The sequence below is a fragment of the Iodobacter arcticus genome (assembly GCF_042664895.1).
Lineage (GTDB): Bacteria > Pseudomonadota > Gammaproteobacteria > Burkholderiales > Chitinibacteraceae > Iodobacter > Iodobacter arcticus.
Genome location: NZ_JBHTBQ010000033.1, coordinates 132,292 through 159,024 on the forward strand (window position 1 = coordinate 132,292; position 26,733 = coordinate 159,024).

A 26,733-nucleotide genomic window follows, 5' to 3' on the forward strand; every position below is an offset into this window, starting at 1 on the left:
CACCAATATCGCTGCGCTGGAAACGCGTGATCTGGCGGTATTGACCACTACAGCTGTCGCAGCCATGACCACGGCGCAGGTGCGGGTATTTACCACCGATCAGGCTGCTGCACTTACGACTGATCAGGCCGCAACGCTGTCGTCATCGCAAATTGCAGCGCTTTCAACGACCAGTGTGGCTGCGCTTGAAACTCGTGATGTGGTGGTATTGCGCACGAGCGGCATTGCCGCCCTGAACACTGCGCAAGTGAATGCCATGTCCACGGCGCAGGTGAATAATCTGACGACCGATCAGGTGATTGCACTGAGCACGGCTGCGGTAGCCAGTGGCTTAACTTCTGATCAAGTTGTTGCCTTGACAACCGCTCAGGCAGCAGTCTTGACGACCCGCCAAGTCGCCGTGCTATCGACTAACAATATCGCCGCCCTCGAAACCCGTGATCTCGCGGTATTGAGCACAGCCGCAGTGGCCGTGCTTTCAAGTAATCAAGTGAAAGCACTGACCACCGCTCAAGTCGCGAATCTGACGACGGATCAGGCGCTTGTGCTGACGACCAGCTCCTTGCTTGGCTTAAGCACCGAACAAGTTGCGGCCCTGACAACGGCGCAAGCGGCGGTGCTTACCTCTCGCCAAGTAGCGGCGTTGAGTACCACCAATATTGCCGCCCTTGAAACCCGCGATCTGGCCGTGATCAGCACGCTGGCCATTGCTGCACTCTCCAGCGCACAAGTCAAAGCACTGACAACAGATCAAGTGTCCAAACTGACGACGGATCAGGTGATTAACTTAACGACCAGCTCTTTGGTGGGCATGACGACCGATCAAGCAGCGGCGCTCACCACTGCCCAAGCCATTGAGTTGACATCCAGACAAGTGGCCGCGCTTTCAACCACCAATATCGCTGCGCTGGAAACGCGTGATCTGGCGGTATTGACCACTACAGCTGTCGCAGCCATGACCACGGCGCAGGTGCGGGTATTCACTACCGATCAGGCTGCTGCACTTACGACTGATCAGGCTGCAACGCTGTCTTCATCGCAAATTGCCGCGCTTTCAACCACCAGTGTGGCAGCGCTTGAAACCCGCGATCTGATCGTGCTTAAAACCAGCGGCATTGCGGCCCTGAGTACGTCGCAAGTGGCTGCGCTGACTACGACACAGGTTGCTAATTTCACTACCGATCAGGTGGGCGCATTAACCGCCGCAAGCTTTGCAACAGGCTTTACAACCGATCAGATTGTGGCCCTGACCGCTGTACAGGCTGCGGTATTGAATTCGAATCAGGTAGCGGCCTTGTCAACAAATAATGTTGCCGCGCTGCAAACCACAGACTTTGCTGCTCTTGTCACAACGGCCTTCTCGGCCTTGACGACCAAGCAAATCAATGTGCTGACATCGGCACAGGTAGTGGCGCTGACAACTGCACAGACGGCTACCTTGTCCTCAACACAGATTAAGGCCTTAACGACGAGCGGCATTGTTGCGCTTGAAACAACAGATCTGATTGTTCTGAAGACAAGTGCGGTTGCTGCGCTGACCACCGTGCAGATTGTTGAGTTTACAACCACCCAGATTCAGGCGTTTACAACGGATCAGGTTGCCGCCATGACCACCACGCAAGTGATGGTGATGACTTCTTCCCAGATTGGGGCGTTTACAACCGAGCAGATTTCTCATTTGGCCTTAGGTAGCCCGCTGATTCTGGACTTGGATGGTAATGGGGTCAGCACGGCAAGCATTGCAGATGGTGTTCAGTTTGACTTGTACGCAACTGGCCATAAAACCAATACTGGCTGGGTTGGCAAAGGAGACGGCTTGCTGGTAATGGATCGTAATCAGGATGGCATGATCAACGACGGTAAAGAGCTGTTTGGTACATCCACGGTGCTGAGCAGCGGAGACAAGGCCGCCGATGGTTATGCGGCACTGGCCGAGCTGGATAGTAATCAGGATGGTACGGTTGATCTTCACGATGATGGCTTTAATGATCTGCGTGTCTGGTTGGATGAAAATGCCGATGGGGTAAGCCAGGTTGCAGAGCTGAAGACCTTGGCTTCGCTTGATATTGCCAAGCTTAATCTGGATGTGAGCAAGACGGCAGAGAAAGATAACGGCAACTTTATCGGGCTGAAATCGACTTACCAACGCACCGATGGAACAAGCCATGCCGCGGCTGATGTTTGGTTTGTGGCAGATAATCCTGCTGCTGCCACGGTGGCCGAGCCGGATATGCGCACAAGAGTGGTTGATTTGGTACAGGCCATTTCTGCCTTTGAGGAAAACGAAAAACAAGGTGCAGTTGCGGATGTAAGCAAATTGCAGGTTCATCTTACTGCAGAGGTGGGTTTGGCCGATGCGGGGGCAGGTCATATTGGCCAAATGAGCGATCTAATGAAGCAATTTGATGCGAATGGCAAGCTGATCGAATCTGCGGGTGACTCTCTGGTTTCTGCTGAGCAGAGATTACGCCTGAATGGTCTGGCGAGTGCTGCGGATGCCGGTATTCTGGCTATCAAGTAAACGAGCGGTTCGCTGCTAAAAAACGGGCAAGGCCGCAATGGTCTTGCCCGTTTTTTTATGTAAATTAATATTTTTATTCGTATCTGGTGCTAAATATTTAATGGCGCTAAAAATAAAGCCTATGCCGCATTTGCTACGTTATACTGATTAAGACGCTATAAGTATTAATATAAAAACGCCTTGCTTATCGCTATGTCTTTTATGCTGCCCGCAGCGCTGGCCTTTAAAGCGCACTTTGCAGGTAAAACGCGTTTAGCGCCTTTATGATAAAAATAACGATATCTTCGTTTGATTGGCCCATTTTATATAAAGACTCTCCTTTATAATGTCAGAAAAACCACTGCATACTGTGATCCAATGTTTGGCAGCCATTGCTCAGCATCATGGTTTACAGATTAATCCTGAGCGTTTGATTGATGAATATGCTTTGGGTAATGAAGAACCCGGTAATCCTGTTTTATTACGTATTGCCAATGATATTGGCCTGAAAGCCAGAAGCGATAAGCTCACTTGGGCGGGCTTAATTGCTCAAGGCGGGGTGTTTCCTCTGATTGCCCGCACGGCATTTGATCATGCTGTGATTGTGGTGGGGGTTCGCTCTGATGGCGAGGAAGGGGTGAAAGTGGCCCTGATCGATCCGATGGCCAGCCAATCTACGGTGATATTGGAAGACGAGGCCACATTTTGTAATCGTTGGGCCGGTGAGGTGTTTTTTGCCAAGCGTGAGCATAAGCTGGCAGACCCTGATCAACCCTTTGGATTAACCTGGTTTCTTCCGGAAATTGCCAAGCAAAAAAGTGCTTTTCGCGATATTTTTATTGCCGCGATTGTGATGCAGTTTTTATCGCTTGCGTCGCCGATTTTCTTTCAGCTGGTGATTGATAAAGTACTGACTCACCAAAGCCTGTCTACACTTTGGGTGCTTGCCGCAGGAATTGTGCTGGCGCTTTTATTTGATACTGCCTTTGGTTTTTTACGCCAGATTCTAACTTTAGCCGCAACCAATAAAATAGATATGCGGCTTACCCGGCGTGTATTCGGGCATTTACTTTCTTTACCGATTGATTATTTTGAAAGCAATTCAGCCGGTGTGGTTTCCCGGCATATGCAGCAGCTGGAGAAAATCCGCAGTTTTCTTACTGGCCGATTGTTTTTTACTGCGCTTGATTTGATGTCATTGCTTATTTTTCTGCCTATTTTATTTTCGTATTCGGGCAAATTAGCGATGATTGTTTTGTTATTTGCTGCTTTGATTGCCTGCGTGGTTGCAGCAATGGTGCCTACCTATCAGCGCCGCTTAAATAGTCTTTATTCTGCCGAAGGCCAGCGGCAAGCCATGATGGTCGAAACTATTCACGGTATGCGCACGGTAAAAGCGCTGGCGATTGAGCCCAAACAGCGCCGCACTTGGGATCAGCTTTCGGCGGAAGCCATTACCTTACATTTTAAAGTGGGGCAGATTTCGATTATTGGTAATGCAATTACTGATTTTCTAGGCAAACTCTTGCCGGTGGTGGTGATTGTGATTGGTGCCCAGGATGTGTTTGATCAAACGCTGACAGTGGGGGCGCTGATTGCGTTTCAAATGATGTCTAGCCGCGTGGTGCAGCCCTTGATTGCCCTTGTTGGTTTGGTGAATGAATATCAGGAAACAGCGCTATCGGTGCGGATGATGGGCGAGGTAATGAATCGTCCATCAGAAGGCCGGGTTGGGGCTGGCGGTTTACGGCCGCAGCTGGTCGGTGAAATTGTGTTTGATGAAGTGAGTTTTCGCTACCCCGGTGCCACTGCCACGGCATTAAACAGCGCCAGCTTTACGATTCCTTCTGGTGCTGTGGTGGGGATTGTGGGGCGCAGTGGCTCGGGTAAAACCACGGTGACCAAGCTTATTCAGGGGCTTTATCCTTTGCAGGGTGGGATTGTTCGCTTTGATGGCATGGACGCGCGTGAAATTGAATTGCCGCATTTACGGCGGCAAATTGGCGTGGTACTGCAGGAGAACTTTTTGTTCCGTGGCACGGTGCGGCAAAATTTAATTGTGACCAAGCCCGATGCCTCATTTGAAGAAATTGTAGCCGCAGCAGAAGCCGCTGGCGCAGACGAGTTTATCGAACGTATGCCGCAGGGCTACGACACCATGCTGGAAGAAAACGCATCTAATTTATCTGGCGGGCAAAAGCAGCGTTTATCGATTGCACGCTCGTTGCTTGCAAAGCCCCGTATTTTGATACTGGATGAAGCCGCCAGCGCGCTGGACCCGGAAAGCGAAGCGATTTTTATCCGTAATCTATCCAAAATTGCGGTGGGGCGAACGGTGATCATGATTTCTCACCGCCTCTCTACTTTGGTGAATGCACACACCATTTTGGTGATGCAGCAGGGCCAGCTGATGGATAGCGGCCGCCATGAAGAACTCTTAACCCGCTGCGAGACATACCAACATCTATGGCATCAGCAAACAAGCCACCTGTAGAAAAGAAAGGCAAAAAGGATTCAGCTGCGGTTGATTTTTTGCCTGATGCCGATGAAATCGAGCAGAGGCAGCTGCCGTTTTATGTGCGCAGCACCATGCTGGTTTTATTGCTCTCTTTTGTTAGTTTTTTGCTATGGGCCAATTTTTCTGAAGTAGAGCAAGTAGTGGTGGCGCAGGGGCGTCTGGTTAATCCTTCGCCTAATATTGTGGTTCAGCCTTTTGAAACATCGATTATTCAGCGTATTGAAGTGCGCGTTGGCCAGGTGGTGCGCAAAGGGCAATTGCTGGCCACGCTTGATCCTACTTTTGCCCAGGCGGATGACGCCCAGCTGCGCTCCCGCTTACAAAGCCTGGAAACGCAAATTGCGAGCTTGCAATCCGAGCTGAGCGGCAAAGCCACAAGTAATGCCAATACCGATGCAGATACGATTTTGCAAGCTCAAATTTTAGGTGAGCGGCAAGCTAATTTTCGGGCACAAGCCGCCAAAATAGATCAGAACCTCGCCCGCTTAGGCGCATCGCTGCAATCGAACCGCCATGATTTTCAAGTGTTATCTAAGCGGCTTAAATCGATGGTTGAAATTGAATCGATGCAGGAAAAAGCGGTTGTACAGCAATACGATTCCAAGCTGCGCCTGCTGGAGGTAAGGGACCGGCGTTTAGAAATCGAGCGTGATTTAGGCTTGGTGCAAAATAAAGAGTACGAGATATTAAAAGAGCAGGGCGCTTTACAGGCCGAGAAGATGGCCTTTTCTAAAGGCTGGCGGCAAAAAGTAATGGAAGACATGCTGGCTGCCACGCGGGAGCGCGATGGCCTGAATGAGCAATTACAAAAATCAGATAAACGCAGAAAAATGGTGTCGCTGGTCTCGCCTGTGGATGCAGTTGTGCTGGATATTGCCAAATTGTCGCAAGGCTCTATTTTAAAAGAAGCCGAGCAAATGTTTACGCTGGTTCCTTTGGGCGCGGTGCTTGAGGTCGAGGCAAAAATTGATTCACTGGATATTGGCTATATTAAAGAAGGCGATCCGGTGCATATGAAATTAGATGCTTTTCCTTTTCAAAAGCACGGCATGTTAGAAGGAAAAGTGCGCACTATTAGTGAAGATTCATTTCGCAATGAAACCGCCCCGCGTGGTGCAGATGCTTTTTATATTACCCATATCAATTTAGGGCCGAATAAACTAAAAATGATGACAGGAAAATCGCGTTTATTACCGGGTATGACGGTTTCTGCAGAAATTGTAGTGGGTAAACGATCGGTGATTTCCTATCTGATCTGGCCACTGACTAAGGCGATGGAAGAAGCCATCAGAGAGCCTTAATGGTGTATTTCGCTTTATTGATCTTGCTAAAAAGAGCATAAAAATGCCTGTTGCTGACAAACTAATCCATGCGATTGAATTACAAAATCAAGGTGAGATAGCCGCTGCAGGTAAGTTATTTATTGAAATTCTTGATGAAGATTCAAACAATGCCGCGGCGCTTTATTCCTTAGGTTTAATTGCGCTTAATTCGGGCGATCAGCCGCTGGCATTGCAATTAAGCGGGCGCGGAATCGCTGCGGCCCCAAAATTTGCACCGCTCAGGTATTTATATGGCTCTGTCTTACAAAGCATGGGTAATCGGGAGGATGCATTAAAAAGCTTTGATCTTGCTTTAGAAATGCAGCCCGATGATGTCAGTGTATTACTCAATAGCGGTGTATTGCTCAGAAGTATGTACCGGCATTTGGAAGCGCTGGAAAGATTTCAGCAGATATTAAGAATTAATCCAGATCACGTGGCAGCCTTAGGCAATAGCGGTATTTTGCTAACCGAATTCAAGCAGAGCGAGCAGGCCATTGCTATTTTTGAGCGGCTTATTCAACTTGATCCTACGTATAACTATGGTTTGGGTTTGTTGTTTTACGAGCGCATGCATATTTGCGACTGGACAAATTTTGATGTGATGACCCAGCGCATTGTTGAGGGAATCAGAAAAGGCGAGCGCACTTGTAAATCGCTGGCCTTTATGTCGGCCTCTGATAATGCGGCCGATCATTTATTGGCAGCTAAAATATTTGCCGATCAATACTGCCCTAAAAATGCCAAATCTTTATGGCAGGGTGAGCGATATCGGCATAAGAAAATTAAATTGGCTTATCTATCCCCCGATTTGCGTGAGCACCCTGTTGGCCATTTAATGGCGGGTGTATTTGAGCATCATGATCAATCCCGTTTTGAAACGATTGCAATTTCGCTGGGTATTGATGATGAAAGCCGCTTACGCGCGCGGATGATTAAAGCGTTTGATCAGTTTATTGATGTGCGGGATATGGGCTCGGAGCAAGTAGCACAAATGCTGCGCAATATGGAAGTCGATATTATTGTTGATTTGGGCGGCTATACATCGGACACCCGCAGCGATATTCTGGCCTTTAGGCCTGCCCCTATTCAAGTGAATTACCTGGGCTATCCCGGCACAATGGGCGCTGATTATATTGATTATATTATTGCCGATCGCTATATCATCCCGCCCGAACAACAACAGTATTACACCGAAAAAGTGGTTTACCTGCCAGATACTTATCTGCCTACTGACAGTAGCGTGCAAATTTCTGATCGTACCCCCACACGCAGTGAATGCGGCTTGCCCGATCGCGGCATTGTGTTTTGCTCTTTTAGCCACGATTACAAAATATCGCCCACCGTATTTGATGTGTGGATGCGGCTGCTTACACAAGTGCCGGGCAGCGTGCTATGGCTGATGTCGCGTGGCGACGCATCACAGCGCAATTTACGCAAAGAAGCTGAGGCAAGAGGCGTGAATCCTGATCGGCTGGTGTTTGCCAGCCGGGTGCCGCTGGTAGAAGACCATCTGGCTCGTTACCGGCAAGCAGATCTCTTTTTAGATACCCATCCTTACAACGCCCACACCACTGCCGCCGATGCCCTGATGGCTGGGCTGCCTGTGGTAACTTATATGGGGAATTCCTTCCCATCCCGGGTAGCGGGCAGCGTGCTCAATGCCATGGGCGTGCCAGAGCTGATTACCGATTCTTTAGCTGCATATGAAGCGCTGGCGCTGCAATTGGCAACTGAGCCTGCACGATTGGCTGCTTTTAAAGCCCGAATTACGGCCAACAAAGCCAGCTTTGCTTTGTTTGATACTGAAAGGCTTTGTCTTAATCTGGAAAGTGCTTACATCGCAGTGTGGAGAACTCAAGAGCTTGGCGCATTTAATGATGAACTAGGGCTGTCAATTAAATGACATCAGGCCATGCAGATCCTATAGTGAAAGAATACGCGCAAGCAAAGGGGAGAATATGACACGAAGTTTAGATCTGGGCTGCGGGCCTGCACCCAAAAATCCATTTAATGCCGATGAATTATTCGGAATTGATGTGAGGGAAGATTTAGATGCCAATATAAAACGCGCAGATTTGGTGATTGAACCTATTCCTTTTGAAAGCGATTATTTTGAATACGTAACCGCGCATGATTTTTTAGAACATATCCCCCGAATTATTTATGCACCACATCGTAGAAATGCCTTTGTTGAATTAATGAATGAGATTTATCGGGTGCTTAAAGTAGGCGGGCAGTTTTTATCGTTTACCCCTGCCTATCCTCACCCCGAAGCTTTTCGCGACCCAACCCACGTTAATATTATTACCGATCAAACTTTTCAAGCCTATTTTGATAATGTAAATCGCTGGGCTGCAGGCTATGGGTTTAATGGCGCATTTGAAATTAAACTACAAGAATGGCGTGGCCCACATTTGCTCACTGTTTTGCAAAAAGTAGAGTTAAGTACTTGAGCAAAAGTTTTCCAGCAAGGCATGCCGACGAAGACAGTACAGTCTGTACGGCTAGGAGGCATAACGATGCTGGGGAATTTTTGCGAAAGTAATTACCAAGCCAATAATTATTAATGTTTTCTATGTGTTAATGGGGGCATAAATATAGCTGGGATTGCTTGGATGTTTATTCGTATTTGTGATCTTTAAATAAGACTCATCTTTTTAAGGAGGCTGTATGGATGCAGAAAAAATGAAGGCCTTACAAGAAGAGTTTGGACTCAGCTATCATATAAATTACGCTGCCTTTGCTCAAGAAATCATTGGATTTAAAGGTAAACGAGTATTAGAAGTCGGAGGAAGTTTGCCTCCAAGGCTAGTATTAGAAGAGCTGGAGGCTGCGCAATGGACTGCGCTTGAGGAGCTGGATTACTGGGCGGAAACATTAAGCACTGGTTATGTTTTAGGCACTCCTCCAGTAGAAAATAATGAAAAAATATTATTTGCTCAGGCTGAGCCGCATCTTTTAAATAAACCATATAATATTTTCTATGGGCATATTGAAGATTTACCTGCGGTAATGGAATCCCAGTTTGATTTGATATTCTCTATTGCGGCATTTGAGCATATTGGCCGTTTGCCGTTGGCATTGGAAAAAATGAAATTGGCCTTGGCACCAGGCGGAAAATTATTTTCAATGTTTGCTCCCATCTGGTCTTCTTATAATGGCCATCATTTACCTGAAGTTGTGGATGCTGCAGGGGAGCATTGGAGTTTTGGCAACTCGCCCGTTCCCCCTTGGGGACATTTACTGTTTAGGCCCATAGAATTGTATGATCTGCTTTGCTCTAAAATGGATCAGGAAACAGCAAAAGAAATTGTATATTTTGTTTATAACTCCCCGCATATCAATCGTTTTTTCCTTGATGATTATATTGAAATGGTTGAACGTAGCGGCTTTTTTATACAGCGAGCCCAGCCTATTTTTGAAATCGGTGTGCCTGAGCAGGTTAAAGCGCAATTGCAAGCGCGCTACCCAGGTAGAAAAGACTTTGAGCATAGTGGGATTTTATTTGTTTTAGAAAAGAAGCAATAAACCATATAAGGTGCCCATAACGATGTCGATGAATGAAATTCATGAAAAACATTGGTCTGAGTTTATGGCTGATTCACATCATCGCACCTTGTATGACTCGTGGTGGACTCCCAGCACGGTGAATTATTGGCGGCATACTCGCTTGCTTTCGCCAGTACTGGAAGTATTAGGCAGTTTAAAAAATCATTCCTGGCTTACGGTAGGGGACGGTGCGGGCACCGATGCCTGGCGTTTATTGCAAGCAGGTTTTCGTGAAGTCATGGCCAGCGATTTAGACGATACCGTTTTAAAGCAAACCAAGGCCGCAGGGCATATTGCTGATTTTTGTATAGAAAACGCAGAAGCTTTAAGCTTTGCAGATGATTCATTTGATTTTGTTTTATGCAAAGAAGCGTTACACCATATGAGCCGCCCCTATGCGGCTATTTATGAATTCTTTCGTGTGGCTCGCTATGGCATTGTTATTATTGAGCCGCAAGATCCTTGGCTTGATTTTCCTAGCCGCTCAGATGCAAGCAGCCCGCATTATGAATCTGTAGGTAATTATGTTTATCAATACTCAAGCAGAGAGCTAGAGAAAATTGCCTATGGTTTAAATATCAGAGGGATAGCGACTAAGCATATGGTGGATGTTTATATTCCTGATTGTGAATTTGCTTTTTGCACAGAAGGTGATCGTATCTGGGAGGAAACGCTGGCAAAAACCGCTGAAGCCGATCTGGCCGTGAGCCAGGGCATGGTAAAGCCTAATTATGTGCAGGCGGTATTCTTTAAAAATACGGTGGCTGTAGAGCTATTTGATTTACTCGCAGTGCAAAACCCCGGCTGGCGTTTTTTAAGAACAGATACCAATCCCTATTTAAATGGGCAAAGTGCAGGCTAATCGCGCATCAAATAAATCGCTAAATAGGGGCTGGCTATGAATAAAGTATTAGTAACGGGTGGCGCAGGTTTTTTAGGATCTCACTTATGTGATCGATTAATTGCCCGTGGTGATGATGTGCTGTGTGTGGATAATTTTTATACGGGTAGCAAAAGAAATGTTGCTCATTTGTTTACCCATCCTCATTTTGAAATGATGCGCCATGATGTGACTTTCCCTCTTTATGTGGAAGTGAATCAGATTTTTAATTTAGCTTGCCCTGCCAGTCCAGTGCATTATCAGCGTGATCCGGTGCAAACCACTAAAACCAGCGTGCATGGTGCAATTAATATGCTGGGACTGGCTAAAAGAGTGAAAGCGCGTATTTTGCAAGCCTCCACCAGCGAAGTATATGGCGACCCGGAAGTCCATCCTCAGCCAGAAGCCTATTGGGGCAGAGTTAATCCAATTGGTATTCGTAGCTGTTACGACGAAGGGAAGCGCTGCGCAGAAACTTTATTTTTTGATTATCACCGCCAGCATAAGCTAGATATTAAAGTGATTCGTATTTTTAATACCTATGGCCCAAGAATGCATCCGAATGATGGGCGGGTAGTGAGCAATTTTATTGTTCAAGCATTAAAGGGCGAAGATATTACGATTTTTGGCGATGGGCAGCAAACGCGCAGCTTTTGTTATGTGGATGATTTAATTGAAGCCATGCTGCGCATGATGGAAGGGCCTGCTGATTTTACGGGGCCAGTGAATGTGGGCAACCCCAGCGAATTTACCATGCTGGCCTTGGCCGAAACGGTATTACGCCTTACGTATTCAAAATCTAAATTGATTTATAAACCCCTGCCTACAGATGATCCACGCCAGCGCAAGCCTGATATTGATTTAGTTAAAGAAAAATTAGATTGGGTGCCACATGTTTCATTAGAAGATGGCTTAAAAGAAACTATTGCTTATTTTAAGAAAGAAATCGCCGATAACGATGCAAAAATTTATTGATGATGCAACTCAAAAAGGCTGAAAATTGAATCCTATTGCACAATTATTTGCTGGCATCGCCAACCCTGATTTACCTGCACAGCAGGTCAGTGAATATATGCGCTTTGCGCAGAGCGATACTTTTTTTCATTTGGCGGCTGCCAAAGCGGCGCGGATTAGCCAGATTAAGGCTAACTTTGCTCAGCGTGGTTTTAATCAGGTTTATTTAAGTGCTAATTTAGCCGGGTTTTCATGCACGATTGATGGGCTAAAAGTGGATATTCTGCCTAAAGATTTTTTTATTGCAACAGATGCCCAATCTTTTGCTGATAAACAGGCGCAGTTAGAGGGTTGTATTATTATTATTAATAATAATGATGTGGGCACACCAGCGCTTAAAGCGGCGTATGCAAGTTTTTTTGAAGTCTGCACAAATAGCTGCTTTATTGCATGGGATTGGGACAATCATCATTGGCTGGATGTTAGTACTTTTTTAGCTGCACATACCGATATTTATACACCCGCTCATCATGAGAATTTATATTTATTAAGCCGCTATAATTGGCTAATTGCTGGCCCTGTGTATTGCTCATCGGTGCAATGGTCTGGCCTTTTTTTAAAAGAAAATTTACCTTATATTTTAAGTGCAGATAGATCGGAAGCGCCGCTGGGCATGCATATCCCCTATGCGCAGTTTAGTTTTAGAATTCAGATGATATCCACATTAAATAAGCATTATCCTTCCATTGGTTTTAGCAGCCATTCATTTCACGAGCGCAGCCCGCTTGATCGCCTAAAAGAATGGACCGCACATACTTCGCACTGGATTGCACCTGTATTAAATGATGTGCCGATTCGTATTTTTGATGCGCTGATTACTGGCGGTATTCCGATTGTGCCTGCTTCATTGCAATTCTTGCCGCCAGTTGCTTTAATTCCACGCGAGCATATTGTGTTTTATTCCCCCGCCGATATTATTGATCCTCAGGCGGTTGTGGCCCGTGCCAATACTTTATTTAAAAAAGGGGGAGAAGAGGGGCGTTTGGCTCGTCATCAATTGGCGCTTAAGCAGTTTCATGGCGATTATAGTGTACGGCAAATGCTGAGCTTTGCTACCGAAACGCTGGATATTCATTTTCCTGGCACGATTAATCATTAGGATAATTTAATGAGCGAGCCATTGATTGTTTTGATTCCTCTTTATAAAAGCAGCTTGTCTGCTATTGAAGAATATTCTTTAGATTTTTCTTTACGCTCTTTAGCAAATAGGCAAGCTTTTTTTATTGCACCAAACTCTCTGGTCTGTGATTATTATCGCACCCGATACCCTTTACTTGGTTTTGTTTTTTTTGCAGATGATTGCTTTGCCAGCATTGCCGCCTATAACCGATTGCTACTTAGCAGCTCTTTTTATGAGCGCTTTGCAAACTTTGATTTTATTTTAATTTTACAAACAGATGCCATTGTTTTACGTGATGATCTGGATATATGGATGAGCAAACCTTTTGATTATATTGGTGCGCCATGGCCTGATGGCAATGAGTTATTTGTGAATCTTGGCCGGTTTGAGGGTGAGTTTGGGAAGGCGATTAAAGTGTATGTGGGGAATGGTGGCTTAAGCTTGCGCAGAGCACATAAATGTATTGCTTTATTAAATGAATTCCCCGATGCCATTGCTGTTTTTTTAAAAACAGGCTCTAGTGAGGATTTGTTTTTTTCTTATATGGGTGCTTTGTCTGCCGATTTTATTATCCCCAATGAAATAACCGCTTCTTTGTTTTCTATGGAATTAAAGCCTGCTTATTATTATCAGGTTAATGGCGGCATTGCGCCAATGGGCGGGCATGCATGGTGGAAATATGATGCGGCATTCTGGAAAGCCTTCTTACCGCCATCGACGCTTTTAGATGAGTTAGACCTTAACGTAGATTAACGCCGTGTTTGTTGTGCCAAAAACGCCTGCGTCACCACCGCCGCATCGAGCGTCATTCTTGGCAAAATAGCTTCGATTTGCTCAAAACTACAGCGCTGAAAGCCTGCGACTTCGCCATCAGTATTTTTAGGCACAAAATCATCGGGTAGCTGTAAATCATAGGTGTAGATGATTTCATCATGCCAGCCATCGGCCTCGCTGCGAGTGGTGCGCAGGCTGCCGCTAGAAACGGCTTGGCTCGCAAGCTGGGCAGGAATGCCCGCTTCTTCGGCTAGCTCTCTGATCACACAATCCCAGATGTTTTCACCTGCCGAGATCCCGCCTGCGGCGAGGTTGTCGAGCTTATCGGGGTCGATGGCTTTATTGCTGGCGCGCTGGGCAATCCATAGCTCGCCCTTAGTGGTGTAGCCATTGATATGCACGGCGCGGCTGGTGAGGCCAAAGCGGCGAAATGCGGCGCGCTCCAGCGTAAATAGCGGCTGGCCCAAATCCAAACTACCGGCTGCATCATTTGCAAATACGGTATAGCGTTCTTTACGCCAGCCTGTAATCCACCCAGCATCTCGCATCTTGATTGCGGCCTGCTCCAGAGCGATTTCAAGTGTTTTTGCATCAAGGCTTGCGTCGATACAGATTGCTTCTTCACTTGTCTGTATTGCAGCTGGCCCTAGTGTGGCTTGCAAAAACGGCAGGCTAGCGTCTTCCATCCAGCCTAATGCGTGGCTTAGGGCAATAAATCGGCGTAAGGGTTTGGGTGTCATGGGCATCGGTTTAAAAAGTTTCGGCTTCTAAGTAAATTTGCACCGCATCGCCGGTGAAATGGGTAATGCCATATTCAATAATCTGGCTGTCTGCATCACTGTAAACGCTTTCTACGCAAAGAAGCGGCTGAAATTTGGTTTGTGATAATAGTTGCGCCTGGCCGCTTTCCGGCAGACGGGCGCTGATTCGCGATGATTTGCGCTGGCAAAAGTCAATTCCAAACGCTTTAAGCGCTAAATTGGTGTTGGGCTGGCTACAGTAGAAAGCTTCAAAGCCCTGAAAGCGCGGCAGGGGGAAATACTGGTGGCAAACGCCCACCACTCGATCATCCACAATATCCAGCGCCTCGATATGCAAAACATGGCTGTCTGCGGCAATGCCAAGTTGCAAGCAAATATCCTGATTGGCGGGCTCGGTCTTCGTTTGCAGCACCCGGCTTTGCCCGGCTAGTTGCTGCTTTTGTAAGCTATGCGAAAAACGTGTGCGGCGACCAAGCTGGTAATCAATCATTTCTTCTTGCACAAAGGTGCCACGGCCTTGCTCAATTCTGACTAAGCCGCGTGATTCAAGTGCTTGTAATGCGCGCCGGATAGTATGGCGGTTGACAGCAAACTGCGTTGCCAGCTCGGTTTCATTGGGCATGCGATCACGCAGGATTTTATTACTAATATCGCGAGCCAGTGAATCTTCAATTTGTCGCCAGAGGGCAACGCCAGAGTGACGATCAAGCATAGTATGGTCTGTAGTGTAAGAGTAATAAAAGCTATTGTAATTGAACTCTGTTGCAACTAGATGATATTGATCTAAACGTTGAGCTGGCTGTTTGCGCCAATATTGTCTAGCTCGCTCATGCGCTACAATTGGGGCATCCTATAAAACCACTGGGAGCCAGAAGATGACAACCATCCGTCAGCAAGACGTAATTGATAGCATCAGCGACAGCCTGCAATACATCAGCTATTACCACCCTAAGGATTACATCCAGGCTTTAGGCGTGGCATATGAAAAAGAAGAATCGCCCGCAGCAAAAGATGCCATCGCGCAAATCCTGACCAATAGCCGCATGTGTGCCGAAGGCCACCGCCCTATTTGCCAAGATACCGGCATCGTCACCTGTTTTGTACGCGTCGGCATGAATGTGCAATGGGCCGATGCGACCATGAGCCTCACCGATATGATCAACGAAGGCGTGCGCCGCGCCTATCTGCATCCAGATAACAAGCTGCGTGCGTCTATCTTGCAAGATCCGGCTGGCAAGCGCCAAAACACCAAAGACAATACTCCCGCCGTGATTCATTACGAGATCGTTGAGGGCGATAAAGTCCATGTCGATATCGCGGCTAAAGGCGGCGGCTCAGAGAATAAATCTAAATTCGCCATGCTCAATCCTTCTGATTCGATTGTGGATTGGGTACTCAAAACCGTGCCGCAAATGGGCGCAGGCTGGTGTCCGCCAGGCATGCTAGGGATTGGTATTGGCGGCACGGCAGAAAAAGCCATGTTGATGGCCAAAGAAGCGTTGATGGAATCCATCGACATTCAAGAACTAATCGAGCGTGGCGCACAAACACGTAGCGAAGAATTGCGCATCGAGCTGTACGAAAAAGTAAACGCATTGGGTATCGGCGCACAAGGCTTGGGTGGCCTTGCCACCGTGCTGGACGTCAAAATCAAAGACTACCCAACCCACGCCGCCAGCTTGCCAATCGCCATGATCCCAAACTGTGCTGCCACTCGCCATGTGCATTTCACCTTGGATGGCAGCGGCCCGGCTGTGCTGGAAGCGCCGAAGCTGGAAGACTGGCCAGATGTAACCTGGACTCCATCGGCAGAATCGATCCGCATTGATCTGAATACCGTAACGCGTGAGGATGTCGCTAGCTGGAAACCCGGCCAAACGCTGCTCCTCAACGGCAAAATGCTCACCGGCCGCGATGCCGCGCACAAGCGCATGGTGGATATGCTCAATAAAGGTGAAAAACTGCCAGTCGATTTTACGGGCCGCTTTATTTACTACGTTGGCCCGGTAGACCCAGTGCGTGATGAAATCGTCGGCCCAGCCGGCCCAACCACCGCCACGCGCATGGATAAATTTACCGAACAAGTGCTGGCCGAAACCGGGCTCTTAGGCATGATCGGTAAGGCAGAGCGTGGCCCTGCAGGCTTAGAGGCGATCAAAAAGCACAAGTCAGTGTATTTAATGGCCGTAGGCGGCGCAGCGTATCTGGTCTCCAAAGCCATCAAAGCGAGCCGTGTGGTGGGCTTTGCTGATCTGGGCATGGAAGCCATTTACGAGTTCGACGTTGTTGATATGCCCGTTACCGTGGCGGTCGATTCGCAAGGCATCTCGGTGCACGCCACCGCACCCAAAATCTGGCAAGCTAAAATCGGCAAAATCCCAGTTGTGGGTTAAGGTAGGTATAAAGCAGTAAGCGCTGACAAAACCCACCTTGCGTGGGTTTTGTTTTGCTTGGAGTGGGGAAGGTGAAGCGTGACAAAATTATTTTGTGGCGATTGCTTGCTGCGGTATATATGTCAATTGAGTTGTGGTCTGAGTGGTTTAATCAATTAAGTTTTTTTGCTTCTTTGATTCTATTTAAACGTATTGAATTTTGCTAATTGTTTGATATTTATAATAAATATTGATGTTTGTTAAGCAAAGTAGGGTGGATGGGTAGAAAAAATTCAAAGAAAATGAAAAATAATCCGTCCAAGGGCTTGCGCACTCCCGCTAACTTGATTATTATTCGGCCTCTTCTCGCGGAGAGATGTATGAGTGGTTTAAGTTAGTCGCCTGGAAAGCGGCCACAGGTGAAAACCTGTCGGGGGTTCGAATCCCCCTCTCTCCGCCAAGAAGCCCAATCAAACCCTGAATTGTCAGGGTTTTTTTGCGTCTGTTATTTCTCGGCATATTTCTGCCAAGTAGTTCATTTTTAGGTGCTTAGTGCCTATCTGCTTATTCCTTTCTGTTTGATTACAAAAAATTCCTACAGCCTATGTTTTTATCCTTGGCGAAGGTAAACTGAGTACGTCTTCAGTTTGTTTAAGACACTTTCTTTTCGCCTGATTCCCGAGGATTCAATGTATACCAGACTCTCAAAAATTGCCCTTGTTTGGGCGGTGGCATTTTTTGTTTCTTTAGTGGCGCTTAATAATTTAATGGATTACCAGTCTAATTATCGATTTGTAAATCATGTTTTAAAAATGGATACCACTTTCCCTGATAATAGCGTGATGTGGCGATCTATTGAATCGCCTGTTGTACATCGTGCTGCATATCATCTTTTGATTTTTATTGAATGGGTAGTGGCTATTTTATGTTGGGCAGGGGGCTTTCGTTTGCTGATGGCAATTAAAGATATTGCTGCTTTTAATAAGGCGAAGGGGCTTGCTATTGTGGGGCTTACCCTCGGCATTATTTTGTGGTTCCTTGGGTTTATTGCAATAGGTGGAGAGTGGTTCTTAATGTGGCAATCTGAAATCTGGAATGGCCAGCAATCTGCTTTTCGAGTGGTGATGATTATTGCTTTTACGCTTTTGTATTTGGTTAAGGTTGATGAGTTAGCGCAAGCCTGAGGTGAAGCAGCTTACTATATTATCGAGCCGCCGAAGATAGGCGCGCTGTGTGGCATTTTATGCAAAATTTTCAGGGGATTTTGACAAAAAGCAGTAGTAAAGCATAACGTCATATACTTACAAAACATTATTTGAGATAATTCAAGCCTTACTCAAAATTTTCTCGATAAGCGGTTAAGATGAAAAATATTCCTTATAGTGCAATGGCCCTTGCTATCTCTGCAGCGTTTGTCTTAGCCGCTTGTGGCGGCAGTGGTGATGATGCACCTGGCGCAGCGACAACACCTGTTGTGACGGTTGATCCAGCTAAAGAAACATTAGGCCAATGTATTGCTTCATTGTCTTTGCCTGCTGATTTAAAAGTGACCGATAGCGCTGAAGGCGATTTGGCTGTTTTTACTTGGGATGGGCGTAAAAAAATTGACTGGTCAGGTGCAGAGAAATTTGTTGAAGGCTGGACTGGTGGAACGTATAAACATTATTTTGATGCTAGCACCAAGGCTGTAACTGTGGATGGTGAATCGGTATTACAAACACCAAGTGAATATATTATTAATGAAGATTCAACGAATTATGCTGAGACTACTAAATATCCATTAACTATTTTGGCTATGGATTATTCTTCGCCAGATCGTAAAAAAGTACTGGGCTGGTCTGAAGTAGCAACAGATCCAAATGGCAAAGAAAATTATTGGTTGAAAAAACGTGTTGCTGCGAGTGCAACCAGCGAAATGCTGATTGAAGATTTGGTAAAAGATCAGCCTAAAAGCTTTGAACACAATCGCACAGTAAGTGCTGATTGGTTTGGCGGTGCTATTGGGTCAGAAAGCCTTAAATCTGAATATCAATTCTTAGGCCGTGAATCTGTTGCCACTAAATTTGGCACTTTAGTTGCGTGTGTTTCTGAAGAAAAAATAAATGCCAGCTATAAAAATAAATGGGGAACTGGGCGCAGTATTTGGACTGAAAAACGCTGGCATATTCCTAAGCTGGGTTATGTAAAACGAGAAACGTTAAATCAGGATTTTAATGATGTGGGTAAGTTGCAGCTGGAAGAAAAGCGCACTTACGATATTGTTGGCGCACGTAAAAATGGTAAGCGCTATGGTAGCTACGATATGTGGACCGGGGTATTAACTGGTCAGCAAAGTAAATCCGAGCCTGTTCGAACTATGTGTGATTATAATTTAGTAGGTTCAACTGTAGGTTTTACTTGGCTGTTTAAGCCAGAGGCTAATGGGCAGGGGATTTACCGAGTTTGGGATGGCAGTAAGATTGCAGATATTGCAGTTAATTATCCTGGAAAAATAGTACTGAATGATTTTAAATCTGAAGCATTTGATAATGGCAGTGGTGTTGGTCTAATGACATGGTCACAAGATCTTAATCTGGATTTGAATGCCAAAACCTTATCAGGGATGTATACCCGCACTGAAAAGCGCAGTCAGCCTAGCATGTGTGAAGGTAATTATCCTTACGGCATTAAAGCAAGCAAAGTATTTTAAGGATCTAAGTGTATGATTTTTGAATAAACGCGATGTGGCATTCTGCCACTCGCGTTTTTTTATGCTCGCTATCGTTTGCAGGGGCGCTGTTTATTGCTGGGGCTGCTTAATATCAGGAATGCCAGATCCTTTGAAAAGCTTCGTTTGTGAATGGTGTAATTTATGTCGTGCGCCAGAGCGATAAATCGCGCCAGCTTCTCTATTCATAGCTTGCTTTGTTATAGTAAGGCTTATGAAGCTAGCTCGAATCCTGACTGCGCCGTGGCGCGCGGTAAAAAATCCTTTGTTTCTTTACCAGCATCATCGCCAGATTCATGCGTTGCGGGTGACTTTGGCTTTTATTTTTGGGCTGGTGATTAATCTGAGTTTCCCTATTCAGCACGGTAGCTGGATGCTGGTGACGATTGTGGTGATGCTGGGCAATGTGCCGCATTTGGGGGCGGTGGCGCAAAAGACGAGGCAACGGACGGTGGGGACCACGGTGGGCGCGCTGGCGGGCTTGTTGGCTTTGGCTCTCTATGGCGTTTCGCCCTTGCTTGCTTTTAGCTGGATGTCTTTGGTGATTTTATTAAGCGCCTATCATGCGATTGATAAGGCGGGTTATACCGCACTGACCGTGGGTATTACGCTGGTGATTGTGGCGGGGGTAGGGGATGGCACGGTGGATGAGTCGCTTTGGCGCACGGCCAATGTGGCTTTGGGCTCCTTGATTGCGATGATGGCGGCGTCTTTATTTCCGCAGCGCGCGCTGGATCATTGGCGCTTTTTATTGTCGGATAATTTGCGTGAATCGGCGCTGATTTATAGCCATATTGCGCGGCGTGTACCGCTGGATATGGGAGTGGCGCTCGGGCGCTTTAATACACGGCTTGTAACGATGCGGGGATTGATTTCGGCAGCAGCAAGTGAGTGTGAGCAAAGTGGAGCGAGTTTTGAATTGATTCAGCGTTGCCAGCGCACCTTGTATAGCTTATTTGATCGAATGGATGATATCGCTGATACAACGGCAGTAGTGGCAGATGGCGGGCAGCAGCGGCAGGCGATTGTGAAGGCTTTGTTTCGCGCTGCGCACGGTATTCGTTTTTTACATCCGGATTTACTACTGAATGTGCTGCCTGCGCCTTTGCTTAAAGCTCAAACGCCGGGAGCGTGCGATTGGCTGAGTGCTGAGCTTAGCCAAACCACTACCCGTTTGTGCGATGAGCTCTTGCTGTTAATGCCTGCTATTTTGGCTACACAGCGTACTTTACTGGCTTTGTCTCAAGAGGCGGCCATGCGCGGGCGGAATTGATCTGTTTATTGATGGACTTAAATTTTGCCGATTTCCTGCACGGTGCTATTGAGCGTTAAATGCTCTAGTTTTTCTGAGGGCAGGCTAACGAGTAAATCAATCCGGCGTTTGATTTGGGCAAATATTTTGCAAAATGAGGCGTGTTTTTCAGCTTCGGTTTCACCATGCGGGTCTTCATAGCCCCAGTGTGCGCTGATGGGGTGGCCAGGCCAACTAGGGCATATTTCTCCATGGGCTTTATCACAGACGGTAATCACGATATCCATCTGTGGAGCGAGGTGCCCTTCAAATTCTCTCCATGATTTAGAGTGTAAACCGTGGGTGTCATAGCCTAGTGACTGAAGTAGCTCAATGGCGTATGGGCTGATTTGCCCGCTGGGATGCGTGCCTGCGCTATAGGCATTAAAACGCCCATGCCCCAGTACATTGAGCAGGCCTTCCGACATGATGCTGCGTGCTGAATTGGCGGTGCAAAGAAATAACACATTAAAAACGCGGTTAAATGCTGGTTGGGTCATTGCGATCTCGTGTTTAGCAGACTTCGGGGTCGGTTTAATGGCGTTATATCGGGTGTTGAGTCAGCTTGTGCAGCTGGATATTGGCATGGCATTTCAGGTGTTTGCAGATCAGGGGAGAGATCTTAACCTGCTTAAATGAAATAAAAGCTTCATATTTCTTACATCTGTTATTTAATTTTGTCAGCGATTGGGTGGTTGATTTTTTGTGCGAATTTTATTGTGAATGAACATAAAAAAACGGCTCCATCAGGAGCCGTTTGCTATGCACTGTTTAAAGTTTAATCAACAATGAGCTTATTGTTTTGCAATAGGTTTTTCAGAATGTCGGCATCAGTCGCACCAGTCAGATCAACCCCTTGCAGAATAATGGTTTGGTCTTCTTTTGCTGCGCTATAACCGGCATTAAATTCCCCTGCCGTGCTGACGTGAATCACCGTGCTACCACCGGTTTTTTCAACGTGCAGATAGTTAAGCAAGTTGCCAATATCGTTGCTGCCATGGGTTTCGCCAATCAGCAAATCACGCATATCCAGCTTATCGTTGTTGCCTGCTGTGGTGTTCTGATTGAAATCCATTACCACATCCGTGGCTGTTTTTACCACGTTTACATTGGCCCCAATGCCGAACTCATTGCCTGTGCCTGCTGCTGTAGCTCCTCGTGCAACGGCTTGATCGCCAGGCATCCAGAGGAAAGTATCATCTCCTGCGTCACCCTTAAGCGCATCATTACCCGAGCCGCCGCGCAGTACATCATTGCCAAGTCCGCCGCGTAAGGCGTCGTTGTCGTTGCCCCCATCCAGATAGTCGTTGCCGGTATGACCATAGAGCAGATCCACACCCGCCTGACCAAAGATGGCGTCGTTGCCGCTGCCGCCGTTGACCACATCGGCCTTAGGATTGCTTACGCCAACAGCTGCACTAAAGAGCTGGGTGCTTGAGTCAACCAAAGAGCCCAGATCCAGTGTCATCAGTTTGTGGCTGAGGATATCTGCAAACTGGTAGCCCGCAGAATCGCTATCCCCAGCATAAATCACATCATCGCCACGGCCTGATTCAACGTAATCGTTACCGCCACCTGCATCAATCACTTGATCAATCGACTTGGTGTATTGGGTGCGATTGCCAGGGTTTGGATTAGGTGCGCCTATTACTGCTCCGCCGCCCAATTGCAGATCAATGACCGTGCCTTCTATTTTTTCGCCAGCCATCAGGTTATTGGATTCCCCATACGTATCACCAATCTGATCATTAAAGCTGGAGCCCATAATCACCACCGGATCGGTATTGCCCTGAATATTGATCGTGAGCGTGGCGGTTGATGTGCCTCCTTTGCCATCGGATACGGTGTAGCTGAACTTCTCGCTTAACGTGTCTTTATCGTTTAGCGCATTCACGCGTGGGTTGCTATTGTCCAGCGTGTAGCTGTAGCTGCCATCTGCATTGATGGTGAGCAGGCCAAACTGACCACTAATGGCTTTGCCAACATTTGTGGCATTGTTGTTGATGGCCTGAACAACCAGCTTGTCTCCATCAACGTCGCTATCGTTGCTGAGTACATTGCCGGTAATCGGGTTCGGCGTGTTGTCTTCGCGGATGGTTGCGCTATCGTCGCTGGTGGTGGGTGCATCATTGGTGTTGGCGACCTGAATCGATACATAGGCATTGTTTGTTGCCGTTTGCCCTGTGCTGTTTTCTACGCTCACCGCTTGCAGGCCTACTTTGTACTCACCAAAGAAGTTAAGTGGCGGTCTGATTTGCAGATTGTTTAAATCCCAGCCTTTTAGATCTAATGTGCCGCCATCACTGACAACGTTAAAGGTACGTACGCCATCATAGACGGTGCTGCCTGCTTTAAGCTCGGTGAGCGAAAGGCTTTGTAAGCTTTCAGAGCCATCGGTATCACTTAGCTTGGCCGCTAAGCCAAAGAGTTTGATAAAGCTGTCTTCTTGCCCGCTGATGCCTTGTGGGTAGTAACCGCCATCGCCGGTTGCAACCAGATTGCTGTGCAATCCACCCTTGCTTTCAAGTTGAGCTAGGCTGCTGTAGATCGAGAAATTAGTGGCATTAAAGTCGATGGCCGCTGCGCCATTTACACTGACATTCAGATCCATTGCGCCGACGTTAGACGCGTTGTAAACGATAAACTCAACGGTGTAGTAACCTGATTTTCCCGCAACAAAAGGGGTGGCTGTGAAATTGCCATAACCATCGTAAGGGCGGTTCATCAGCTCTTTGCCGCCGATTTTAAGCAGCGACGTGTCATCTACATAGCCGCTGAAGGCGTAGGTTTTGCCTTCTTCCATATAGACCAAGCCACTGACCCGGTAGGCAGAATCTGTTGCGATCCCACTTGGTGCAGAGGCGCCATTGGGCACATACACATCCGGTGAGGTCACGATCGTGGTGCTGGTTGGCACTTTGCCTTCCAGCTCTGTTTCGATGCTTGTGGGTGTTCTGGCTGTTGTGGTGTTTAGATTGTCGCTAGCGTTTGGTGCGTAGTATTGCTGTGTTAGCCCATCACCTTTAGGTGGCGTAACGGTCGATGTAGAACCATTCACCAAGCTGATTCCGCCGATCGAAATAACCGGCATATCGGCAACAGGCTTGATATCGACAACCATGCTGACTTTGGGGCTATTAAGGCTGCCATCACTGACTTGGTAATCAAATTTGGCATAGTCAGATTTCTGGTCACCCACACCCGCCGTGCTAAAGCTATTGCTACCCGATTCATTGGCATCAGGCATAAAGGTGAGTTTGCCAGCATCAATATCGGCTTTGCTGATGGTGAACTGGCTAGGGTTGGTAATGGTTACCCCGTTGTATTGCAGCACGCCATCTACGGGCAAAGAGCTTAACTTGATGGTCAGGCTTGCCGCAGAATCACTGTCTACTGCGTTAAAATCATTCCATGTAAAGACGTAAGCGGTATCTTCTGAGCCAGAAACCGAACCGCCCGTGCTGCTTGGCGTATCGTTTGTCCCTTTAACCGTGATTATGACATTAGATGTTGTGCCATCGGCCGACATCACCACAAAGGTTTCAGTCTTGGTTTCACCTTCATTTAGCGCTTGAACGTTGGCGGCCGCATTGTTCAGAACATAAGCCCATTTACCATCCGTGCCAATGCTGAACTTACCGTAAGTACCGCTTGTGTCAGTTTGCGCCTGGAAGCTAGATTGCCCGGCATCCTTATCGCTGACTAATAAAATGCCTTTAGTGGACAGAAGCGTATCTTCCTGAACCAGTCCTTCATCGTCACCTTGCTTGCTTGGGGTAATGATCGCTGCATCGTTCGTGCCGAGAACCGTTACAACCACGCTTGAGGTGGAGCCATCGGCCGACTTGACCATGAAGGTTTCAGTCTTAGTTTCACCTCCGGCCAGGGCTTGAACGTTGGCTGCGGCATTGTTCAGCGCATAAGTCCACTTACCATCTGTGCCAATGCTGAACTTACCGTAAGTACCGTTCGTATCCGTTTGCGCTTGGAAGCTCGACTGACCCGCATCCTTGTCGTTGACAAGCAAAGCTCCGCTGGTCGTCAGCGTTGTATCTTCTTTGACGGAACCTGCATCGTCACCCGGCTTGCTAGGGGTGATGATCGCTGCATCGTTCGTGCCGAGAACCGTTACAACCACGCTTGAGGTGGAGCCATCGGCAGACTTGACCATGAAGGTTTCAGTCTTAGTTTCACCTTCGGCCAGGGCTTGAACGTTGGCAGCCGCATTGTTCAGCGCATAAGTCCACTTACCATCTGTGCCAATGCTGAACTTACCGTAAGTGCCGTTCGTATCCGTTTGCGCTTGGAAGCTCGACTGACCCGCGTCTTTGTCGCTGACAAGCAAGGCTCCGTTGGTCGTTAGCTTTGTATCTTCTTTGACGGAACCTGCATCGTCACCCGGCTTGCTAGGGGTGATGATCGCCTTGTCGTCCAGACCTTGCACATCGATCGTGATGGTGGTTTTTGTGCCATCGCTCAGCGTAACGTTGAACGATTCAGCCTTGAACTCGCCTGTTTTTAGGGCCTGAACATTGTCAGCGCTATTGTTCAGCGTGTAAGTCCACTTACCATCGCTGCCCAAGGTCAACTTGCCGTAAGTGCCTGCGGTATCGGTTTGCGGCACAAAGGTCGCACCGCCGGTGGCAGTCAGCGTGCCGGTGCTGCTTTGGACTGTGTCTTCTTGCACTGTGCCGTGGCCGACAGTGGCGGATTCGTTAGTACCCTTGACAGTCACTGTAACCGTGCTTGTTGTGCCATCAGCAGATTTAACGGTGAAGATTTCAGTTTTTACATCACCGTCTTTCAGGGCCTGAACGATAGGATCGTTATTGTTCAGCGTATAAGTCCACTGGCCGTCTGTGCCAATGCTGAACTTACCGTAAGTACCGCTTGTGTCAGTTTGCGCCTGGAAGCTGGATTGCCCAGCATCCTTATCGCTGACTAATAAAATGCCTTTAGTGGCTAGAAGCGTATCTTCCTGAACCAGTCCTTCATCGTCACCTTGCTTGCTTGGGGTAATGATCGCCGCATCGTTCGTGCCGAGAACTGTTACAACCACGCTTGAGGTCGTACCATCGGCAGACTTGACCACGAAGGTTTCGGTCTTAGTTTCGCCTTCGGCTAGGGCTTGAACGTTGGCAGCCGCATTGTTCAGTGCATAAGTCCACTTACCATCTGCACCAATGCTGAACTTGCCGTAAGTACCGTTTGTATCCGTTTGCGCTTGGAAGCTCGACTGACCCGCATCCTTGTCGTTGACAAGCAAAGCTCCGCTGGTCGTTAGCTTTGTATCTTCTTTGACGGAACCTGCATCGTCACCCGGTTTGCTTGGGGTGATGATCGCTGCATCGTTCGTGCCGAGAACCGTTACAACCACGCTTGAGGTCGTACCATCGGCAGATTTAACGGTGAAGGTTTCGGTCTTAGTTTCGCCTTCGGCCAGGGCTTGAACGTTGGCAGCCGCATTGTTTAGCGCATAAGTCCATTTGCCGTCTGTGCCAATGCTGAACTTGCCGTAAGTACCGTTCGTATCCGTTTGCGCTTGGAAGCTGGACTGACCTGCATCCTTGTCGTTGACAAGCAAAGTTCCGCTGGTCGTCAGCGTTGTATCTTCTTTGACGGAACCTGCATCGTCACCTGGCTTGCTAGGGGTGATCACCGCCTTGTCGTCCAGACCTTGCACATCGATCGTGATGGTGGTTTTTGTGCCATCGCTTAGCGTAACGTTGAACGATTCGGCCTTGAACTCGCCTGTTTTTAGAGCTTGAACATTGTCAGCGCTATTGTTGAGCGTGTAAGTCCACTTACCATCGCTGCCCAAGGTCAACTTACCGTAAGTGCCTGTGGCATCAGTTTGCGGTACAAAGGTCGCGCCGCCGGTGGCAGTCAGCGTGCCGGTGCTGCTTTGCACGGTATCTTCTT

The 26,733-nt window shown here is 47.5% G+C and carries 18 protein-coding genes and 1 tRNA gene; 15 read left to right on the top strand and 4 right to left on the bottom strand.

Going from position 1 to position 26,733, the window contains the following annotated elements:
- The 10 genes from ACFQNF_RS14660 to ACFQNF_RS14705 all read left to right on the top strand — a co-directional run.
- Positions 1 to 2,521, top strand: a 2,521-nt coding sequence (locus tag ACFQNF_RS14660) for a hypothetical protein (RefSeq protein ID WP_380188680.1), incomplete at its 5' end; no start/stop codon positions are given.
- 325 nt (positions 2,522 to 2,846) lie between these two features.
- A complete protein-coding gene (locus ACFQNF_RS14665) occupies positions 2,847 to 4,994 on the top strand; it encodes a peptidase domain-containing ABC transporter (RefSeq protein ID WP_380188681.1) in 2,148 nt (715 codons plus the stop codon).
- Positions 4,967 to 6,319: an HlyD family type I secretion periplasmic adaptor subunit gene (locus tag ACFQNF_RS14670; protein WP_380188682.1), complete on the top strand. Its 1,353-nt coding sequence runs from the start codon at positions 4,967 to 4,969 to the stop codon at positions 6,317 to 6,319. The genes ACFQNF_RS14665 and ACFQNF_RS14670 overlap by 28 nt, the downstream gene beginning before the upstream one ends.
- Positions 6,320 to 6,362: 43 nt before the next feature.
- The gene (locus tag ACFQNF_RS14675) at positions 6,363 to 8,246 is read left to right on the top strand and encodes an O-linked N-acetylglucosamine transferase, SPINDLY family protein (protein WP_380188683.1); all 1,884 of its coding nucleotides are present in this window, start codon (positions 6,363 to 6,365) and stop codon (positions 8,244 to 8,246) included.
- 55 nt (positions 8,247 to 8,301) lie between these two features.
- Positions 8,302 to 8,796 (top strand): methyltransferase domain-containing protein, encoded by a 495-nt coding sequence (locus ACFQNF_RS14680; RefSeq protein WP_380188684.1) that lies wholly within the window; start codon positions 8,302 to 8,304, stop codon positions 8,794 to 8,796.
- A 217-nt stretch (positions 8,797 to 9,013) separates the two neighbouring features.
- Complete coding sequence (locus ACFQNF_RS14685) at positions 9,014 to 9,871, top strand: methyltransferase domain-containing protein (protein WP_380188685.1); 858 nt, start codon at positions 9,014 to 9,016, stop codon at positions 9,869 to 9,871.
- A gap of 22 nt (positions 9,872 to 9,893) precedes the next feature.
- On the top strand, positions 9,894 to 10,754 hold the full coding sequence (locus tag ACFQNF_RS14690) for a class I SAM-dependent methyltransferase (RefSeq protein WP_380188686.1): 861 nt from the start codon (positions 9,894 to 9,896) through the stop codon (positions 10,752 to 10,754).
- Positions 10,755 to 10,790: 36 nt separating this feature from the next.
- Positions 10,791 to 11,747, top strand: coding sequence for a UDP-glucuronic acid decarboxylase family protein (locus ACFQNF_RS14695; protein WP_380188687.1), 957 nt, complete (start codon positions 10,791 to 10,793; stop codon positions 11,745 to 11,747).
- Positions 11,748 to 11,772: 25 nt separating this feature from the next.
- Positions 11,773 to 12,885: a hypothetical protein gene (locus tag ACFQNF_RS14700; RefSeq protein ID WP_380188688.1), complete on the top strand. Its 1,113-nt coding sequence runs from the start codon at positions 11,773 to 11,775 to the stop codon at positions 12,883 to 12,885.
- Positions 12,886 to 12,894: 9 nt separating this feature from the next.
- On the top strand, positions 12,895 to 13,659 hold the full coding sequence (locus ACFQNF_RS14705) for a DUF5672 family protein (RefSeq protein ID WP_380188689.1): 765 nt from the start codon (positions 12,895 to 12,897) through the stop codon (positions 13,657 to 13,659).
- Here ACFQNF_RS14705 and ACFQNF_RS14710 read toward each other — a convergent pair.
- Together ACFQNF_RS14710 and phnF are read right to left on the bottom strand one after the other, a co-directional pair.
- Positions 13,656 to 14,420 (bottom strand): NUDIX hydrolase, encoded by a 765-nt coding sequence (locus tag ACFQNF_RS14710; RefSeq protein WP_380188690.1) that lies wholly within the window; start codon positions 14,418 to 14,420, stop codon positions 13,656 to 13,658. The two genes, ACFQNF_RS14705 and ACFQNF_RS14710, sit on opposite strands and share 4 nt — an antisense overlap.
- 10 nt (positions 14,421 to 14,430) lie before the next feature.
- Positions 14,431 to 15,153 carry a phosphonate metabolism transcriptional regulator PhnF gene (phnF, locus tag ACFQNF_RS14715; RefSeq protein WP_380188691.1) on the bottom strand — a complete coding sequence of 241 codons (723 nt, stop codon included), beginning with the start codon at positions 15,151 to 15,153 and terminating at the stop codon, positions 14,431 to 14,433.
- 163 nt (positions 15,154 to 15,316) lie between these two features.
- Between phnF and ACFQNF_RS14720 the strand changes: the two genes are divergently transcribed.
- From ACFQNF_RS14720 to ACFQNF_RS14740, 5 genes are all read left to right on the top strand, one after another.
- Positions 15,317 to 16,834, top strand: coding sequence for a fumarate hydratase (locus ACFQNF_RS14720; RefSeq protein ID WP_380188692.1), 1,518 nt, complete (start codon positions 15,317 to 15,319; stop codon positions 16,832 to 16,834).
- A 349-nt stretch (positions 16,835 to 17,183) separates the two neighbouring features.
- Positions 17,184 to 17,273, top strand: a tRNA-Ser gene (locus ACFQNF_RS14725).
- Between the two features lie 229 nt (positions 17,274 to 17,502).
- Positions 17,503 to 17,997 carry a DUF2165 family protein gene (locus tag ACFQNF_RS14730; RefSeq protein ID WP_380188693.1) on the top strand — a complete coding sequence of 165 codons (495 nt, stop codon included), beginning with the start codon at positions 17,503 to 17,505 and terminating at the stop codon, positions 17,995 to 17,997.
- Between the two features lie 179 nt (positions 17,998 to 18,176).
- Positions 18,177 to 19,502, top strand: a complete 1,326-nt coding sequence (locus ACFQNF_RS14735) for a hypothetical protein (protein WP_380188694.1) — start codon at positions 18,177 to 18,179, stop codon at positions 19,500 to 19,502.
- 232 nt (positions 19,503 to 19,734) lie between these two features.
- Positions 19,735 to 20,793 (top strand): FUSC family protein, encoded by a 1,059-nt coding sequence (locus tag ACFQNF_RS14740; protein WP_380188695.1) that lies wholly within the window; start codon positions 19,735 to 19,737, stop codon positions 20,791 to 20,793.
- A 17-nt stretch (positions 20,794 to 20,810) separates the two neighbouring features.
- Here the strand turns inward: ACFQNF_RS14740 and ACFQNF_RS14745 are convergent, their stop codons facing one another.
- Both ACFQNF_RS14745 and ACFQNF_RS14750 read right to left on the bottom strand, forming a co-directional pair.
- Positions 20,811 to 21,311: an arsenate reductase ArsC gene (locus ACFQNF_RS14745; protein ID WP_380188696.1), complete on the bottom strand. Its 501-nt coding sequence runs from the start codon at positions 21,309 to 21,311 to the stop codon at positions 20,811 to 20,813.
- Positions 21,312 to 21,589: 278 nt separating this feature from the next.
- The gene (locus ACFQNF_RS14750) at positions 21,590 to 26,722 is read right to left on the bottom strand and encodes a VCBS domain-containing protein (RefSeq protein WP_380188697.1); all 5,133 of its coding nucleotides are present in this window, start codon (positions 26,720 to 26,722) and stop codon (positions 21,590 to 21,592) included.
- Positions 26,723 to 26,733 lie beyond the last annotated feature (11 nt).